The organism is Arthrobacter sp. R4-81, assembly GCF_054792365.1.
On the sequence record NZ_CP096445.1, the window covers coordinates 1,201,516 to 1,218,113 of the forward strand.

Annotated in this window: 13 protein-coding genes; 7 read left to right on the forward strand and 6 right to left on the reverse strand. The window is 54.7% G+C overall.

Going from position 1 to position 16,598, the window contains the following annotated elements; genetic code table 11:
- The first annotated feature begins 103 nt into the window (after window positions 1-103).
- The 4 genes from M1E05_RS05640 to M1E05_RS05655 all read left to right on the forward strand — a co-directional run bounded on the left by M1E05_RS05640 (window position 104) and on the right by M1E05_RS05655 (window position 5,367).
- Window positions 104-1,867 carry a polysaccharide biosynthesis protein gene (locus M1E05_RS05640; protein ID WP_458111758.1) on the forward strand — a complete coding sequence of 588 codons (1,764 nt, stop codon included), beginning with the start codon at window positions 104-106 and terminating at the stop codon, window positions 1,865-1,867.
- Window positions 1,860-2,996 carry a DegT/DnrJ/EryC1/StrS family aminotransferase gene (locus M1E05_RS05645; protein ID WP_458111757.1) on the forward strand — a complete coding sequence of 379 codons (1,137 nt, stop codon included), beginning with the start codon at window positions 1,860-1,862 and terminating at the stop codon, window positions 2,994-2,996. Before M1E05_RS05640 ends, M1E05_RS05645 begins: the two co-directional genes overlap by 8 nt.
- Before the next feature lie 124 nt (window positions 2,997-3,120).
- Window positions 3,121-4,389 (forward strand): nucleotide sugar dehydrogenase, encoded by a 1,269-nt coding sequence (locus M1E05_RS05650; RefSeq protein ID WP_458111756.1) that lies wholly within the window; start codon window positions 3,121-3,123, stop codon window positions 4,387-4,389.
- 48 nt (window positions 4,390-4,437) lie between these two features.
- Window positions 4,438-5,367: an NAD-dependent epimerase/dehydratase family protein gene (locus M1E05_RS05655; RefSeq protein ID WP_458111755.1), complete on the forward strand. Its 930-nt coding sequence runs from the start codon at window positions 4,438-4,440 to the stop codon at window positions 5,365-5,367.
- Between the two features lie 49 nt (window positions 5,368-5,416).
- Here M1E05_RS05655 and M1E05_RS05660 read toward each other — a convergent pair whose 3' ends face one another.
- From M1E05_RS05660 to M1E05_RS05680, 5 genes are all read right to left on the reverse strand, one after another.
- Window positions 5,417-6,475, reverse strand: coding sequence for a lipopolysaccharide biosynthesis protein (locus tag M1E05_RS05660; RefSeq protein ID WP_458111754.1), 1,059 nt, complete (start codon window positions 6,473-6,475; stop codon window positions 5,417-5,419).
- A 269-nt stretch (window positions 6,476-6,744) separates the two neighbouring features.
- Entirely contained in the window at window positions 6,745-8,163 is a 1,419-nt protein-coding gene (wzy, locus tag M1E05_RS05665) for an O-antigen polysaccharide polymerase Wzy (protein WP_458111753.1), read from the reverse strand.
- Window positions 8,156-9,343, reverse strand: coding sequence for a glycosyltransferase (locus M1E05_RS05670; RefSeq protein WP_458111752.1), 1,188 nt, complete (start codon window positions 9,341-9,343; stop codon window positions 8,156-8,158). The genes wzy and M1E05_RS05670 overlap by 8 nt, the downstream gene beginning before the upstream one ends.
- A gap of 22 nt (window positions 9,344-9,365) precedes the next feature.
- On the reverse strand, window positions 9,366-9,986 hold the full coding sequence (locus M1E05_RS05675; RefSeq protein WP_458111751.1) for a sugar transferase: 621 nt from the start codon (window positions 9,984-9,986) through the stop codon (window positions 9,366-9,368).
- Window positions 9,987-10,036: 50 nt separating this feature from the next.
- Window positions 10,037-12,418, reverse strand: coding sequence for a glycosyltransferase (locus tag M1E05_RS05680; protein ID WP_461164712.1), 2,382 nt, complete (start codon window positions 12,416-12,418; stop codon window positions 10,037-10,039).
- A 487-nt stretch (window positions 12,419-12,905) separates the two neighbouring features.
- Between M1E05_RS05680 and M1E05_RS05685 the strand changes: the two genes are divergently transcribed.
- On the forward strand, window positions 12,906-13,550 hold the full coding sequence (locus M1E05_RS05685; RefSeq protein WP_458111750.1) for a NeuD/PglB/VioB family sugar acetyltransferase: 645 nt from the start codon (window positions 12,906-12,908) through the stop codon (window positions 13,548-13,550).
- A 68-nt stretch (window positions 13,551-13,618) separates the two neighbouring features.
- Here M1E05_RS05685 and M1E05_RS05690 read toward each other — a convergent pair whose 3' ends face one another.
- The gene (locus M1E05_RS05690) at window positions 13,619-14,083 is read right to left on the reverse strand and encodes an Lrp/AsnC family transcriptional regulator (protein WP_458111749.1); all 465 of its coding nucleotides are present in this window, start codon (window positions 14,081-14,083) and stop codon (window positions 13,619-13,621) included.
- Window positions 14,084-14,241: 158 nt separating this feature from the next.
- Between M1E05_RS05690 and pdhA the strand changes: the two genes are divergently transcribed.
- Both pdhA and M1E05_RS05700 read left to right on the forward strand, forming a co-directional pair.
- Entirely contained in the window at window positions 14,242-15,486 is a 1,245-nt protein-coding gene (gene pdhA / locus M1E05_RS05695) for a pyruvate dehydrogenase (acetyl-transferring) E1 component subunit alpha (protein ID WP_458111748.1), read from the forward strand.
- Window positions 15,483-16,595 (forward strand): alpha-ketoacid dehydrogenase subunit beta, encoded by a 1,113-nt coding sequence (locus M1E05_RS05700; RefSeq protein ID WP_458111747.1) that lies wholly within the window; start codon window positions 15,483-15,485, stop codon window positions 16,593-16,595. Before pdhA ends, M1E05_RS05700 begins: the two co-directional genes overlap by 4 nt.
- The last annotated feature ends 3 nt before the right edge of the window (window positions 16,596-16,598 follow it).

A 16,598-nucleotide genomic window follows, 5' to 3' on the forward strand; every position in this document is an offset into this window, starting at 1 on the left:
TTCCGGGGGGATACTTTCAATGCGGGCAAGAAACCAAACACAAGGCCGACCTGTCGACGAGGGCCGCACAGAACGATGGGCGTCCCGAGTACTTCAGTATTCAGTGGACGCTGAAGCCTGGGTTATTGCCGTTACCTTCGCCGTGCTATTTCGATTCGACTTCGTTGCTGCCCGGGTCAACTGGGGCTCTGTGGGAATACTTGTAATTTGTGCGATTCTGCTTCAAGCAGCCATTGGTTGGCACTTGGCTCTATATAGGGGGCGCCATCAGCACGGCGTTTTTCACGAAGCCCAAACTCTCCTCTTTACTGTCTGTGCCGTTGCGGCGGCACTGTTTGTCGTCAACTTTCTTCTATTGGATGCAGCCGGCGCCCCTCGCAGCACAGCCTTAGTCGCCTTACCCGTGGCGTTCGTATTAATGGGAGGAAGCAGATACCTGCAGAGACTCGTATCAGAACGACGAGTCCGGCCCCGCGACTCCGCAGAGCGTTCATTAATCTATGGAGCGGGTCAAACCGGGGCTTATCTTGTGAAGCGGATGCTGAGCGATCCAGCCTCCCCTTATATGCCTGTCGGGCTGATCGACGATGATCCGGACAAGCGTCATCTTCGGCTCTCCAATATTCCAGTACTGGGTGATGGAAGCGATTTAGTGGAGTTGGCACGGAGAGTCGAGGCAACGGCTCTTGTATTTTGTATTGCCCGAGCAGATGCCGAGTTCATCCGTCAAGTCTCCGACCAAGCAGATAAAGCTGGGTTGCGAATGATGGTCATGCCACTTCTTTCCGAGATTCTTGAAGACGGCATGAAACTTGGAGACCTCAGAAACGTCGCGATCGAAGACATCATTGGACGACGTCCTGTCGATACAGCGGTGGAGTCTATCGCCGGTTATGTTGCTGGAAAGCGAGTTTTGGTGACGGGGGCCGGAGGATCGATTGGATCTGAACTATGTCGGCAACTGTCAAGGTACCGGCCGCAAGAACTGATCATGCTGGACCGTGATGAATCGGGACTTCATGGCGTCCAGATGAGTATTTCCGGGCATGGCTTGCTGGATAGCGATGACGTGGTATTGGCTGATATTCGGGATCGGGAAGCCCTGAATGAAATCTTTGATCACCGTAAGCCAGAGGTAGTGTTTCACGCTGCCGCCTTGAAGCACCTCCCGATGCTTGAGCAGTATCCGGAAGAGGCCTGGAAGACCAACGTCCTCGGGACATTGAATGTCCTGACTGCCGCACGCCGCGTTGGTGTAAGGACATTTATCAATATATCCACAGACAAGGCTGCGAACCCGACGAGTGTCCTTGGCCATTCCAAGCGTATTGCTGAGAAGCTGACGGCTTGGGCTGCAGACCAAACCGGCGAAACTTTTCTGTCGGTTCGATTCGGAAATGTGATCGGAAGCCGCGGATCAATGCTGCCGACTTTCATAGCCCAGATTGAAGCCGGAGGGCCATTGACAGTCACTCATCCCGAAGTGACGCGTTACTTCATGACCATTCCGGAGGCCTGCCAGCTTGTGATTCAAGCGGGAGCAATCGGCCGCCCAGGGGAAGTCTTGATCTTGGATATGGGGAACCCGGTAAAGATCTTGGATGTCGCTGAGCGCATGATAAGCAAGTCAGGGAGGCGAATCGATGTGGTCTTCACTGGTCTCCGCGACGGTGAAAAGCTACACGAGGAACTCTTCGGGGTCAGTGAACACGATGAACGACCGTTCCATCCCAAAGTGACCCACACCGCAGTGCCTCCCCTGGAGCCCGCGATGCTTGACCACGATCAGTGGGAGCAAACCGAAGGTCATACAAACGACATACCGAAGCCCTACCTGGCTTCATCATTTTCGGGCAACAATGACTGAGCGTATCTACATATCGGCTCCCGACGTTGGTGAGTTGGAGGAAAAGTACGTCCTGGACGCGCTCCGTTCTGGCTGGATTGCTCCGCTGGGGCCGGACGTGGACGAGTTCGAACGGGAAATGTCCGGGCGCATTGGTCGTAAGTATGCTGTGGCGTTGAGTTCCGGAACGGCTGCCTTGCACCTGGCCCTCCTTGCAAAAGGAGTTGGACCCGGTGATGTGGTGCTGACGTCAACTATGACTTTCGCAGCAACTGCAAACGCCATTGTTTACACCGGTGCCGAGCCATTCTTCATAGATTGCTTGTTGGAAACAGGGAATATGGATCCTTCTTTGCTCGAGCAGGCACTTCAAACTCTAACAAGTGCCGGGACACGGGTTGGCGCTGTTGTTCCGGTTGATCTCCTGGGAAAGGCCGTCGATTATACGGCTATCGGTGAAGTTGCAGCTCGCTATGGTGTGCCCGTAATTGCTGACGCTGCCGAATCTTTGGGTGCCCTGCATGCTGGAAAGCCCACTGGCGCCTTTGGTGATGCGGCTATCTTTTCCTTCAACGGCAACAAGATCATGACAACCTCCGGGGGCGGAATGCTCCTGACGGACGAGGAAGCGGTTGCTTTGCGCGTCAGATACTTAGCAACGCAGGCACGTCAACCCGTAGCCCACTATGAGCATCACGATGTCGGATTCAACTACCGCTTGAGCAATTTGCTGGCCGCCCTTGGCAGGGCACAGCTGGCCCGACTTGACGAGATGATATTGAGGCGCCGCGAACACCGGAACACCTACAGACGACTGCTTGCTGGCGTCGACGGTGTCTCGATCTTCGGGGGCAACAGGGACGAGGAGGATAACGCCTGGTTGACGTCGGTACTTGTGGAACCAGAGAAGGCGGGTTTCAATGCCCGAGATCTGAGCCTTGCCTTCGACGCGGAGAATATCGAGAACCGTCCGCTGTGGAAGCCTATGCATCTTCAGCCGGTGTTCAGTAAAGCCGGCGGCCTCATCAACGGCACTTCGCAACGTCTGTTTGAAACAGGCATGACCCTTCCCAGCGGGTCTTCCCTTACCGCCGATTCCATTGAGCGGATCGTTCACACAATTGAGGGCTTTTTGAAGACTCAGAGATGAAGGCATCGATGCCGCTCCCAGTCAGACCTGGAGCTGAAGTGTCTGAGAAAAATGATAATCAAACAAACTTCTTGAAAGATCCAGTACAGATACGGGATCTATTACAACGGCAGGACATGGGGATATGAAAGTCAAAGACCGCAAAGTAGTAATTGTAGGACAGGGCTACGTGGGCCTCCCGGTTGCAATGCGTGCCGTCGAGGTTGGCTATTCTGTCGTGGGGGTAGATCTGGACAAGAATCGAGTCAATAGTCTTCAGAACGGTGATTCGTATGTGGACGACGTGTCTGACGTTCAGTTGCGAGCGGCCTTGGATTCCGGTCGGTATGCAGTTTCGCATAGCTACGAAGCCGCCGAAGGATTTGACGTTGCCGTGATCACAGTCCCGACGCCGCTGCGTGAAAGTCTTCCTGACCTAACATTTATTGAGGAGTCGAGTAAGTCTTTGGCCGATTACCTCAAGCCCGGTGCAGTGGTTGTCCTCGAATCTACGACTTATCCTGGCACGACGGAAGAGCTTCTCGTACCGATACTTCAGCAGGGCTCCGGGCTCACAGCGGGCAAACAGTTTCATGTCGGGTACAGCCCTGAACGTATAGATCCTGGCAACGCGACGTGGGGTTTTGTCGAGACGCCGAAGGTGGTTTCCGGCATGACTGCTCTCTGCCTCGAAAAAGTCAAGGGCTTCTATGACGATATGGTTAACCAGACAGTTCCCGTGAGCTCCCCCAAAGAGGCCGAGCTCACCAAGCTACTTGAGAATACTTTCCGTCACGTCAACATCGCACTGGTCAACGAGCTCGCAATCTTTGCCCATCAGCTAGGTGTCGACGTTTGGGAATCAATCGAGGCTGCCGGAACAAAGCCATTCGGGTTTATGAAATTCACGCCCGGGCCTGGCGTTGGGGGCCATTGCTTACCCGTAGATCCTAGCTACTTGTCCTGGCAAGTTCGTCGGAAGCTTGGTCAAAACTTCCGGTTTGTGGAGCTTGCAAACGACATTAATGACAATATGCCGCAATACGTTGTGCAGCGAATGATGGAGTTACTCAACGTGCAGGGTAAGCCTCTGAAAAACTCACGTGTTCTTCTGCTCGGTCTCGCTTACAAAAAGAATACGGGTGATATCCGCGAAGCCCCCTCGCTTCGGGTAGCCGAACTGTTAGGCGAATTTGGTGCAACTGTAAGCGGTGTGGATAAACATGTTGAGTCTCACCGCTGGCCAACAGGGGTTGCTGAAGCGGAACTGTCGAAGGAAACGGTTAAGGACGCCGATATTGTGGTGCTCCTGACCGACCATGACTACTTCGACTACGACTGCGTGGTAAATGATCTGACCTGCGTTCTAGATACCAAACACCGAGTACGTGGGCCGAAGGTACACCACCTCTAGACCTAAGGCTAGAGAAGACTCGCTATCTCATTTCCAAACAGGAGAGCAATGGACATCCTTATCACTGGTGGTTGTGGCTTCATCGGTACGAATCTCGTAAATCGCCTCCTACGAGAGCCTGAAGTAGAGAGGGTGAGGACGCTGGACAACTATGTCACAGGGGTACGTCGTGTCTCCGCATCCCCTCGCATCCAAGAGATTGATGGTGATCTCCGTAATTTCGATGACGTCCTACATGCTAGCGAGGGAGTGAACGCCATCGTTCACCTCGGCGCCCTTCCGTCAGTCCCGCGCTCCATCAAAGATCCCGTTTCGACGAATGAGGTCAACGTCAACGGGACATTGCACGTATTGGAGGCGGCTAGATTATGCCGTGTTGACCACGTTAGTGTGGCTTCGTCGTCCTCGGTCTACGGGGCAAACCCCACTCTTCCCAAAGTCGAGTCCCTAGCGACTTTGCCGCTTAGCCCCTATGCAGTTACCAAGCTCGCTACTGAGGCGTACGCAAATGCCTATTCCAGTAGTTACGGGCTTTCAACAATAGCGTTCCGTTTCTTCAACGTCTTCGGCCCCTTGCAGCGAGCCGACCATGTCTACGCTGCCGTTATCCCAAAGTTCTTAGCTGCGTTGAAAGATGACAGGCCGCTAACTATTTTTGGTGACGGGGAACAATCCAGGGACTTCACTTCGATTCATGCAGTGACCGACGCCCTAACGAAGGCTGCAACCCGTAAAGCGACCAGTTCTACTCCCGTAAACTTGGCTTTTGGCACACGCACATCCCTCAACGCCGTTGTTCAACTATTGCAGGAGATGCATCCCAAACGCATTGAAGTCGAATACGTCGAAGCACGGCCCGGGGACGTCAAACATTCCCAGGCGTCTTCGACATTATTGGACAGTTTGCTGCCCGATGTGGAAAAGCCAGAATTTGTCCAAGCGCTCAAGGAAGTCTACGAGTGGTACATGGCTTTATAAGCGGCGAGCCGACGCAGACAGTGTTGAACTGCACTGCCATCTAGTACATTCACTTCAGCCGAGACTTCTTTACGGTTGGCGGCCTGGGACTGACGTCTAGCTCTTTCAGGTCCTTATCGACCCCACCCATGGGAGTGCGTGAGTCGACGCTACTTGCCTGGGTTGGATTGGTAGAGATGAACAAACTGCCAAGCCCGGTTGTTGCGGACATTGCAAGGTAGGCCAGCAAAGCGGACCACGCAGCTCCAACCGCTCCGCCGGATGGAACTAACAAAAGGCAAGCTGCTGCCAGCGTCAGAAAACCGACCAGGCCGGCGGCGCTTGCGGTCCGCATACGTTGAGTTCCGACCAGAACCCGTCCGAGAATGAGGAAGGGGGCGAGGGCTATCTCTGCGACTAGGAGCACCCTGAATGCCGCCACGGCTTCTACATAATCGTCGCCGAAGACAAGAACGAATGCCGGTGTGGCTATGAACCAGGCCAATGATGCGAGTGGAAGAAGCAAGCACGTCAGCTTGAGGAGTGTAACGATCAGCTTTGGTCCAGTTACCTGATCCGATGCTGCCTGGTGAAAAAATAGTTGGCCCATTGCATTCGATGGGATGCGCAGTAAAGCAGCAGGAGTAGCGGCTACGGCGTACAAACCCACTTGGGCTGGAGTGGATAGTATCGCCAAAAATATCAGGCCGGAAGTGTAGGTCAAGTGCTGCCCTACATTGAGACCCATGGACTTCAGGCCGTCTCCAGTTAGTTTCAGCATTCCCTCCCGTGAGTGAGTCTTCGAAGCCTTGATAGTGGGCCGCAAGGTCCTCACTGTCAACAGGAATTGGAAAACGACGGACAGACTATAGGCGCAGATCACGGCGATAAGGTTGCCATCTAGCAACCAACACACGAATACAAAAAATAGACATAATACTGAGCCATACGCATTATGTTTCGCAGATTTACTAACAAAGCCTTGGGCATTGAGTAAATCAAGCGACTGGGCCGCGAAAAAATAACCGAGCCCGTAAGCAGCGAATGCGAATGCAACCCCAAAATCAACCAGTCCTCCCTTCACTGTCTGGGACGCAACAAAGTAAGCAACGGCAAGAACTACTGTCACGAGCCCGGCCAATAGACCTGTGAGTCGAACATAGTCCGCAGCGACGACCGATTGCTTCCGGGGAAGATGAGTTCGGACGGCGATGTTGGAGCCGAGTGCTCCTAACAGGACACTTAAACCAGCTAGGGTGAGAACCACTGCAAGAGTCCCTCGTGAATCGGGTCCGAGTGACCGAGCAGTGATTACGCCTGTAACGGTTGAGGCCGCGACAGCGGCAATGGTCCACCGAGCTACCTTGGATGTAGGTCCAGTTAGAAAGCCCAATCCCCTCATAGGATTGACCGCACTTGTTTTCGTGGGATGTCTGGTTTAGGAGTCTTTTGGTTGAATAAATAAACGCATCCAACTACGAGTCCACTGATGAGGATGAACGGCAGCACTGGGACGAACGAGTTGCGGATATGGTTGAAGAGTGGGACCGCAACACAGACGTAAGCTACAGCTACAGCAACATTAAACGATCGCTGCGAGAAGTAACCGAATAGAACGCCCAGACATAGAGCAATGAGTACGACGCCGATAATTCCAAAATTGTGAAATGGTTCGGCAATCACCGAGCCACCGATTGCGCCTGACCTAGACATTATTTCAGAGTTCATCAGTCGAAAATCAGAACCGGCAGGTATGGTACCTGCTGGAGAGAAGAGGCCCTCCAACAATCTGACAGGAGCGACCGTGTAGGTATCTCCCATCTGGTAATCCTCACCTTGGTGTTCGTGCCAGATTATGACTTGGGCGACCACCCTCAGGGATGATCCCATTTCAGCCAACGCCTCAAGCGGGCTAAATGCTGTCACGTCCACTGGACCACCTGAAATGCCTCTCTCGCGAATGTTCCTGGCTCCATTGATAAGTGACAATACGAAGGCGCATGCTGCGACGACCCAACCTCCCCTCGGCATAGGAGCCCGATATGCCAAAACAGACGCAGCGACAGCAGTAGGGAAGAGGACCTCACCCCTTAGACCTAGAAAAAAGGCAATGAAAGCGTAGGCCGCGAACGCGAGGAGGGAGAGTTGCACGAGACGTAAGTCGTGGCCAAGCGCTGCTAGACCCAAGCCCAGGCCAATGACCATGTATGTAACAGGAAGGTTTGTGTTTGCAGTGACAGAAAGAAAGGAAATATATGAACCGAAAAATATACCTACACCGCCAGCGTTATATGTGAGGTAGAACCAATATAGAACCCCCCCTATTAGCGTTAGGGCGCCGAATTTCGCCAAGCCCGTTCTTCCGTCCCCCACATTGTTGCTTGGAACAGGCTCCGTGAGGGAGGATTGTTTATGCGTTGCCAAGGCGACAACAATGCCGGCGAATACAAAACTCGCCATGAAAAGATTTACCGCCGAAAATGCTTGTCTTCCCACCTCACCGTAAAACCATGTGTAGTCATCAGGACGGATAAACAGCGGATCCCAGTCGAAGATGGCAAACGGGGCGAGTCCTACGTGGAAGATCCCGACTATGAGTAGGAAGAGGACCGCCGGGGACCAGAACCCTCGAACAAACGAAGTGCTGAGCGTTGCTACACCCGCCGCGACCAAACTCACTGCTTCGAGGGCCAGCCAGAACAGAGGGGGGTGAAGTTCGAGTATCTGAAATATGATGAATAGTGCTATCAAAAACCACACAATTCCGAAAATCTCCAGCCGGCTCCGACTTCGGTTAGCCACCAGTACATCAGCCATCCAGACCCCACACCTCCATAAATTGGGGGACAACGCTCTTCAGCTGAAAAGGACTCGCATCGAACGAGGAGCGGATAGCATCCTTATTTGTTGATGCCGCTGAATGAATGGCACGGATCCAAGACTGGTTTGGTTCACTAACGTTACAGATCTGAATGCCGCTAACCTGCTGTTGTATCCAGCGGGTCCCGGGAAGATCGTTAGCGACTACCGGGACGCCAAGGGCCAAGGCCTCGAGCACCACGCCCGGAAGTCCTTCCCTGGTGGAAGTAACAAGCAGCACGTCCGCGGAGTAGATGTGGTCCAAAGGACTTGAAGTAAAACCAACGATGTCTATTGTTGAGCGCGTTTCGGATTCCCTGCCGAGTTCGGCACACAAACGCTCCTCGTTCTCGGACAGATCGCCAACCAGTATCAAGGTGGCGTCACAGGATCTTGTCAGCTCTCGCCAGATCTCAATCGACCGCAACCTGTTTTTCTCTGGAAGCCGTCTTCCGACGTTGATTATCCGCAGAGGGGCGCTCTCGATAGGGGTAGTACGTAGAGCTAACGATGTTTGGTTTCTCATCTTCTGGCTGTCATATCCGTTGGGAATCACCTTGCAACGCGGGTCTCGGCGCCATGTTGCTTTCCACCCATTCTGAAGTGCGCCGGGTGATACACCAAGAATATCTGTAGCAACAAGCTGGATTAAGATTCTGGAAACCCACAAATGAGCCATTTTAGAAAGTCGCCGGCTGCCACCTATTCCGTCGCTCCGGAAATGTACGATTCGGCGCGGCACACCGCAGAGGAGAGCCAGAAGCATTACAACGCCCGACGCCGATCCTAGATGGGAGTGAATAGCAACATATCGCCCAGAACGGAAGAATCTGTAGTAATTCAATATGGATTTCAAGCGCAGCTGTTCGTTGATGACGGTGTGACCCTGCCGGATGAGGTCCTCATCGAGTTGACCCGACCCGCCCCCGATGCCATAAAAGTGAAATATGGCCCCGACTTCGCTCACCAGCTCAGCAGTGCGAAGCTCCGCTCCGCCCGGATCCATACGATTGAATATGTGGGCGACGCCGCTATTCCGTTTCTCAGTACTGCTGACCACCGGCGATGTCATGTTGCTTCCGCCTTCTCGGTTCCTTTGACGGGCAGGCCCGTCTTCCATATCGTCGTAGTCATCCATGGACTCTCACGAAGGTGATAGTTCATTGATCACGCTCATGCTGCCGGCCTTCAAACTCTGGTGTAGTTGCATGCCCTGGAGACGCAATACCGTCGCGACGGAGGACTGTCCAGAGCGTCTTCCAAAGGATGTAGACGTCCAGCTTCATGGATCTCTGCTCAACGTAAAGAACGTCCAAGCGAAATTTATCTTCCCACGTCAGCAGGTTCCGCCCATTGACTTGTGCGAGCCCTGTGACGCCGGGCTTAACTTGGTGGCGCCGCGCTTGTTGCGGCGAATATAAACTGAGGTATCCAGTCAAGAGCGGACGTGGTCCTACCAGGCTCATATCCCCTCTAATGACATTAATGAGAGTGGGGATTTCATCTAAGCTCGTTGAACGAAGAAATGATCCAAGACGCGTAATTCGATCGTCGTCAGAGGCATTATTTGTAGCATTTTTCATGGTTCGGAACTTCAGCAGTACGAAAATCTCACCATCCAAACCCGGCCTATCTTGTCTGAAAAGTACCGGTTTACCCAGATCGAAGAGAACTAATATTGCGACTATCGCCTGAACTGGCAAGGTAGCAAAGTAAAGGGTAGATGCTACCGCTAAGTCCAATAATCGTTTGGTAACGGCATAAGTGTTCAAATTGGTCATGCGCATTATCAGTTTCTCTCTCGCATCCGCTGATTCATTCAGGTTCGCTACTATGAAACGTGATCGACATGGCTCTGCTGTTGTGCACGGTGGGATACGATGTCGCACCACTCATCAAAGACCTTTTCCAGTTCCTCGTAGTGGTATCTTCTGGCCACAACGTAGTTGGAGCGTGCGGCTGTTTCCGCCTCCTGAGGATTATCGAGCATGCGCTGAATGCACTCTGCAAGCATCTGGGCGTTCCCGGGTTGCACAAGATGCCTGCCGTTTAGCAACTCTGGTAGTCCGCCGACTGTTGTGGCAATGACTGGACGAGAGCGAGCCATTGCTTCGAGGACCACCCTGGGTAGTCCTTCTGACCGGGAGGGGTGGAGGAAGACGTCAGTTGCATCCAGAAACTTCCAGAGTTCTGATTTAGAGCTATAGCTGTCAACAAAAGTAACGGAATTAGTGACTTTCAATTTGCGTGCCAGATGCAGGAGGTCTGAATGCAGGGCCCCATTACCAATCAGCACCATTGTGCAGTCATAACCACGATCCCTCAAAAAGGTGAGTGCTTCCAGGGCTATATCGTGACCCTTGTAGTTCGTCTCTTGTGTCCCGATGCATGTCAAAGTCCATGAATGCGCACTACGAGGCATGTATGTTGAACAAAAATCATCATCATGCAGTTGAACATTACTCATGTTCAGGGATGGGGTATCTGGTCTGGGTGGATAGAGCGATTGAAGTGTCTTATGGGTTACAAATCGAGTGCCGTCAGCAGTGCGAACACAATAGCGCATGAGAAAGCCCGCAGTCTTCGCAAACGCACGTACCGGACGAGATGAATGATGGCGAATAACAGTTTCCGGATCACCTACCACTTCCACGAAAACTGGCTTCGACAAAATCCTCGCCAAGATGATCGTGATGAAACCGAGAGGACCCGGCAGCCTGGCAATGAGCACCCGTGACCCATGGACAACTTTCCACAGTCGAAATACGAGTGCAGGCGTTGTTCGCAGCAGCTGAACGAGGCCTACGTAATAGGGTAGCCGCTCCAACTCCACTGACCCCAGGGACACTCGTCCGGAACCATGAATGGGCGAGGTCCGGGCAGCTAACCTGAAGTCGTTGATCCGGAACGAGTAGCGTTCCCAAGCAGCCGCGGCACTAGCGGCATCGAGGGCTGCGACCTGTCCGGCTTTGTCCATTCCGAGCCTGGCTTCGCTGACCAGGGTTACGGCTCTGAGTGCTCTACGGGTCCGGATAACGCTCTCCAGGACGTCGACGATTCTCGTGGCGCTCGTTTTTGCGTCGAAGTATTGAGCTGTCTGTTGACGACTGATGATCCCCTTGCCTTCCAGGGCGCCGGCACGGTGCTCGCTGTAGGCTTGCTCGAGCGCCTGAAAGAGGGCTTCTTCATCTCCGCGTGGAACAACCCAGCCGGACGCTTGGTCAGTTGTCTCAGGCAGTCCGCCAGCGTCGCTCACAATACGTGCTACGCCGCTTGCTCCGGCTTCAAGGGCTGCTCCATGATTCTCCGATAGCGATGGGCTGACACTCACGTTGCTGGCCCAGTAGTACGGCCGAACGTCCTCAACATTTTCTATCCACCTGACATCCGTGGATCCGGTCACGTACCTGCCAATAAGTTGCTGCCGGTGTAACTCACCCTCGCGGTCGAAACCATTTCCGACCAATAGTAGCTTTACATCCTTTTTATTGATCGCAAACCTCTTCCAAGCAGATAAAAGAATGTCGTGTCCTTTTATTCCCGAATGAACGTGAACCAGTCTCTTCGGTCCATAAACGTAAGCAACAATGACGGCGACGAACAAGTCCTGAGAGAAATTAAGCTCATCACGAGCCGCGAGTTTCTCTTGAAAGGTCGGCAATCGGAAGGTTTCGACGTCCACTCCATAAGGTACGACGTCCAGATTCGAAGGTTGTAAACCGAGTGCAAGATATCTATCAGCAGTGTTCCTGCTTCCAGCGATAAGCTTCGTGTCTCGTGTCACAAGAAAGCGTTCTGCAAAACGAATAATCCCAGAATCAAGATAGAGCGGTCCTGCCACCATATGTACCGACGGGATTCCCAACCCGATGGCAGCCAAGCGTGTAGCCAATGCAGACGCATAAAGATGATAATGGAGCACATCCGGGCTGGTCTCCTTGATCTGGTCCCGAAGTCGGAGGAGGCCCCAAAAGGTACTAGGTCGAGGTGAGAACTTGAATTCAAATCTCGACGGAACGATTCTCACGTTTGTTTCGCGGAGGGATCGAGTCAAGCGGCCGTCTCCGGGTGGAACGATGACCGACACTGAATGACCGCGCAGGAGCATTTCTTGGACGTGCGGAAGTATCCAGAGACCGCCTTCATTTGTCTTTAGAACAAGTGTTATGCGTAAGGGGTGCTTAGACGGCGGCTTTGCAATCTGCTTCATCATTTTCGCTCATTAAGGGTATTGATCGTACCTTCACCGTGTTGGTTGAACAACCGCTGAAACTGTTTCATTGGCATTCGATTGCTGGCGGATTACATGAACCGGCGCAGCAGATGCTTCTGTTTTTCAACAGGCTGAGAGCCAAAGTTCGCGAGTGTCGTGGATATGAAGCGGCAGTTTTGGTCAACAGTTACCCGTAGTTTCTTGGCCGCCACGATGGGGTCTTGGTCAAAGCTTGCAAGGATGTGCGTGAAGTCTTGACTTCTGCGGATAAGCGCCTTAGGTATGGACATTTTTCGCCTTCGTCTAACTGTCGACCTCGACTGGGGTAATTCTTGTCTACTTGCTCCAAAGACTAGCCGCTCTTCCTGGATTTCGTTATGGCTAGAATTGGGGCGGGACACCGCGTGCACAGCATCTCGCTGTGCTGAGAGACCGCAAAAAGGCCGACAGCTTTGCCATGTTAGGTCCGTATACGATAGTGGTAACCATGACTCTTCCGCTTGTAATAATTGGCGCTGGTGGCTTCGGTCGCGAAACCCTTGATGTGGTTTTGGCGCAAAATGCCGCCGCGTCTGGCCCAAAATACGACCTTTTAGGCGTCGTTGATTCGAGCCCAAGCAGCGAGAATATTGACCGACTGAGTCGGAGCGGTATCCAGTATCTGGGTGACGAGAGTCAATGGCTAGCAAGGGGGCTGGAGACCTGCTACCTGGTGGGAGTGGGTAACCCCACAGCCAGAAGATTGATAAGCGCCCGATTTAGTGATGCGGACAATACGCCGGGCCTGGCGATTCATCCGTCCGTGACAATTGGTTCCCTGAGCACGGTTGGCGCAGGATCCATCATATGTTCGGGAGCGCAGATCTCGACGAATGTGCTCATGGGCAAGCACGTGCAGATTAACCCGAATGCCACCGTTGGCCACGACTCCGTTTTGGGTGATTTTGTTTCCGTCAATCCGGGTTCGGTAATCTCCGGCGATGTTCTCTGCGAGGAGGAAGTCCTGGTTGGTGCGGGGGCCGTTATTCTTCAAGGTCTCAGAGTCGGAGCAAGGAGCACGGTAGGTGCTGCGGCTTGTGTTACCCGCAGCGTCAATCCGGATTGTATTGTCAAGGGGATCCCGGCCCGCTAAAAGAGTCCTGTCCGTAACAGCGGCGACAGTCCATCGCCTGCACTTGCTGAGATTGCCGTCGTCTAACGTCACCGCGTATCCAGATCCTCAAACACCAGGAATGTTTGGGTATCCAACACGCCAGGCATGGATTGCAACTGATCGAAGATCACTCGCCGTAAATCCACGTTATCCAGGGCGCGAACCAAGAGGATCACGTCAAAGTCCCCGCCCACCAGGGCAATGTGATGAATTTCGGGAATGGTCCTGAGCTGTTCCCGGAGCTCACGCCAGGAATGTTGGCTGACTTTGAGCGTTACGTAGGCGGAGGACTTGAGGCCGGCCTTAATGGGGTCCACGAGGGCTGTGAACTTGGTCAGCACGCCTTCGCTGGTCAGGCGCGCGATGCGCGTGTAAGCATGCGCCCGGGAAATATGGACGTTCTCCGCTACCTGTGTCACCGACATCCGGCCATCGCGGGTCAGTTCGGCAATGATGTTCCGGTCCACGTCGTCCAGGAGGACTTCGCCTCGGGCAGTTCCATTCTGTGCCATTCGTCTACACCTCTACCCGTAATCCAGCTCACACTTACGATTTGTCTTTCAGGGTAGGCCATCCAGCCTCGGTTTTCCACGATTTACTGTGACGCTGGATACGAAACAGCCTTCGGGACGATACTGGGAATGAATAGTGGCTATAGAAGGACTGACCAATGACGATCTCCGCAGACCACGCCGCCGTCCAACCGGCAGGACCCGAGGGGCAGCCCGGACATACCGGCGAGGACGCCGTTACCGAGGCTGTACGCAAGTTCGGTATCACGGTTGAGGACTACATGCTGCCCGCCCGGCACCCCATTCAGATGGTGGACCAGGACGGCGCATTGGTACACCACACTGAGCAGGGCACCCAGCCTGGCCACGAGTATCCGCTGCCGGGCGACGCTGAGCTGCTCGCCGCTTACGAGCAACTGGTGGTCGGACGCAGGGTCAATGACCAAAACTCGGCGCTGGTCCGCCAAGGACGCATGGCGGTTTATCCCTCCAGCCATGGCCAGGAGGCATGCCAGGTGGCAGCTGCCCTTTGCCTTTCCGAGGGCGACTGGATTTTTCCCACGTACCGCGATTCCGTTGCGGTGATGGCCAGAGGAGTCGACCCCGTTCAGACCATGACCATATTCCGGGGCGACTGGCACAGCGGCTACAACCCCACCGAGCACAAGGTGGGCCCCCAGTGCACACCGCTGACTACGCAACTGCTGCACGCCGTCGGGGTAGCCCATGCCGCCAAACTCCGTGGCGAAGACACAGTTGTCCTGGCAATGTGCGGTGACGGCGCCACGAGTGAAGGTGACTTCCACGAGGCCCTGAACTTCGCGGCCGTGTTCCACCTTCCCGTGGTGTTCTTCGTCCAAAACAACCAGTACGCAATTTCGGTGCCTCTGGCCCACCAGTCGGTGGCTCCTTCCCTGGCTCACAAGGCTGTGGGCTATGGAATGGCAGGTGAGCGTGTGGACGGCAACGACGTCGTCGCGCTTCTCGCGGTGCTGGACAGGGCGGTGAGCCTAGCCCGCGGCGGCTCCGGCCCCCTTTTGGTCGAGGCCCACACTTACCGAATGCAGGCCCATACAAACGCCGATGACGCCACGCGCTACCGCCAGGACAGCGAGGTGGCCCAATGGGCTGCCCGGGATCCGCTGAAACGGATGCAGGTTTACCTCACCGAACGCGGGCTGTTGGATGAAACTGCAGAGGCCCGGATCACGGCGAAAGCTGAGACGGTGGCTACCCAACTCCGCGAAGGACTGGGCCAAGACATGCCGGTGGATCCGCAGGAACTCTTCCGCCACGTCTTTGCAAAGTCCACACCACAGCTGCGGGAACAGTCAGCAATGCTCGCTGACGAACTTGCCCGAGAAGCAGCAGTTGATGCCAGCACAGAAGAGGCAGAACGATGAGTCCATCCATCACCACCTCATCAGAGGTTAACGGCAACGTCAGCGCTGCCACCGCACGAGCCGCGGCGAAGGCAGCAGCGTCCGCGGAGGAGTCCGGCCCGCAGGCCATCACAATGGCCAAGGCGCTTAACACCGCGATGGTCGATGCAATGCACGCTGACCCTACCGTCCTGGTTTTCGGTGAAGACGTCGGAATGCTCGGCGGCGTCTTCCGAATTACAGACGGACTCACCAAAACCTTCGGGGAGCAGCGCTGTTTCGACACTCCTCTGGCGGAGTCGGGCATCGTTGGCATGGCTGTTGGCATGGCCATCAATGGCATGCGTCCCGTGATCGAAATGCAGTTCGACGCCTTCGCCTACCCGGCCTTCGAGCAGATCGTCAGCCACGTCGCCAAGATGCACAACAGGACCAAAGGCGCCGTGAAGCTGCCGATCGTAATCCGCGTCCCATATGCCGGCGGCATCGGAGGAGTCGAGCACCACTGCGATTCCTCTGAGTCCTACTATGCGCACACTGCCGGTCTGAAGGTCTTCACCCCGGCAACGGTTGCGGACGGTTACCGGATGCTGCGGGAGGCCATCGACTCAGATGATCCGGTGATGTTCATGGAACCAAAGAAGCTGTACTGGTCCAAGGACATGGTTGACCTGAACGCCCTCCGAGCAGAACACCAGGCGAACCTCGACGGCGGCACTTCCTCCGAAGGCCGTGCCGCCGTCGCCCGTCCTGGCACGGACGCAACGCTCATCGCCTACGGCCCCACAGTTCCCACCGCTCTCGCCGCCGCTGCTGCGGCCGCCGAAGAAGGACGCTCGCTGGAAGTCATCGATGTCCGCTCGATTGTGCCTTTCGACGATGAGACGGTGAGCGCCTCTGTCCGCAAGACCGGCCGGGCCGTGGTGATCGCGGAGGCGCATGGCTTCGCTTCCGTGTCGTCCGAGATAGTGGCCAGAGTGCAGGAGCGCTGCTTCCACTACCTTGCGGCACCCATCCGGCGGGTGACCGGGTTCGATATTCCCTACCCTGCTCCCAAGCTGGAGCATTACTACTTGCCGGGCGTGGACCGAATCCTTGACGCCGTTGACGACCTCCAGTGGGAAGACTGATCC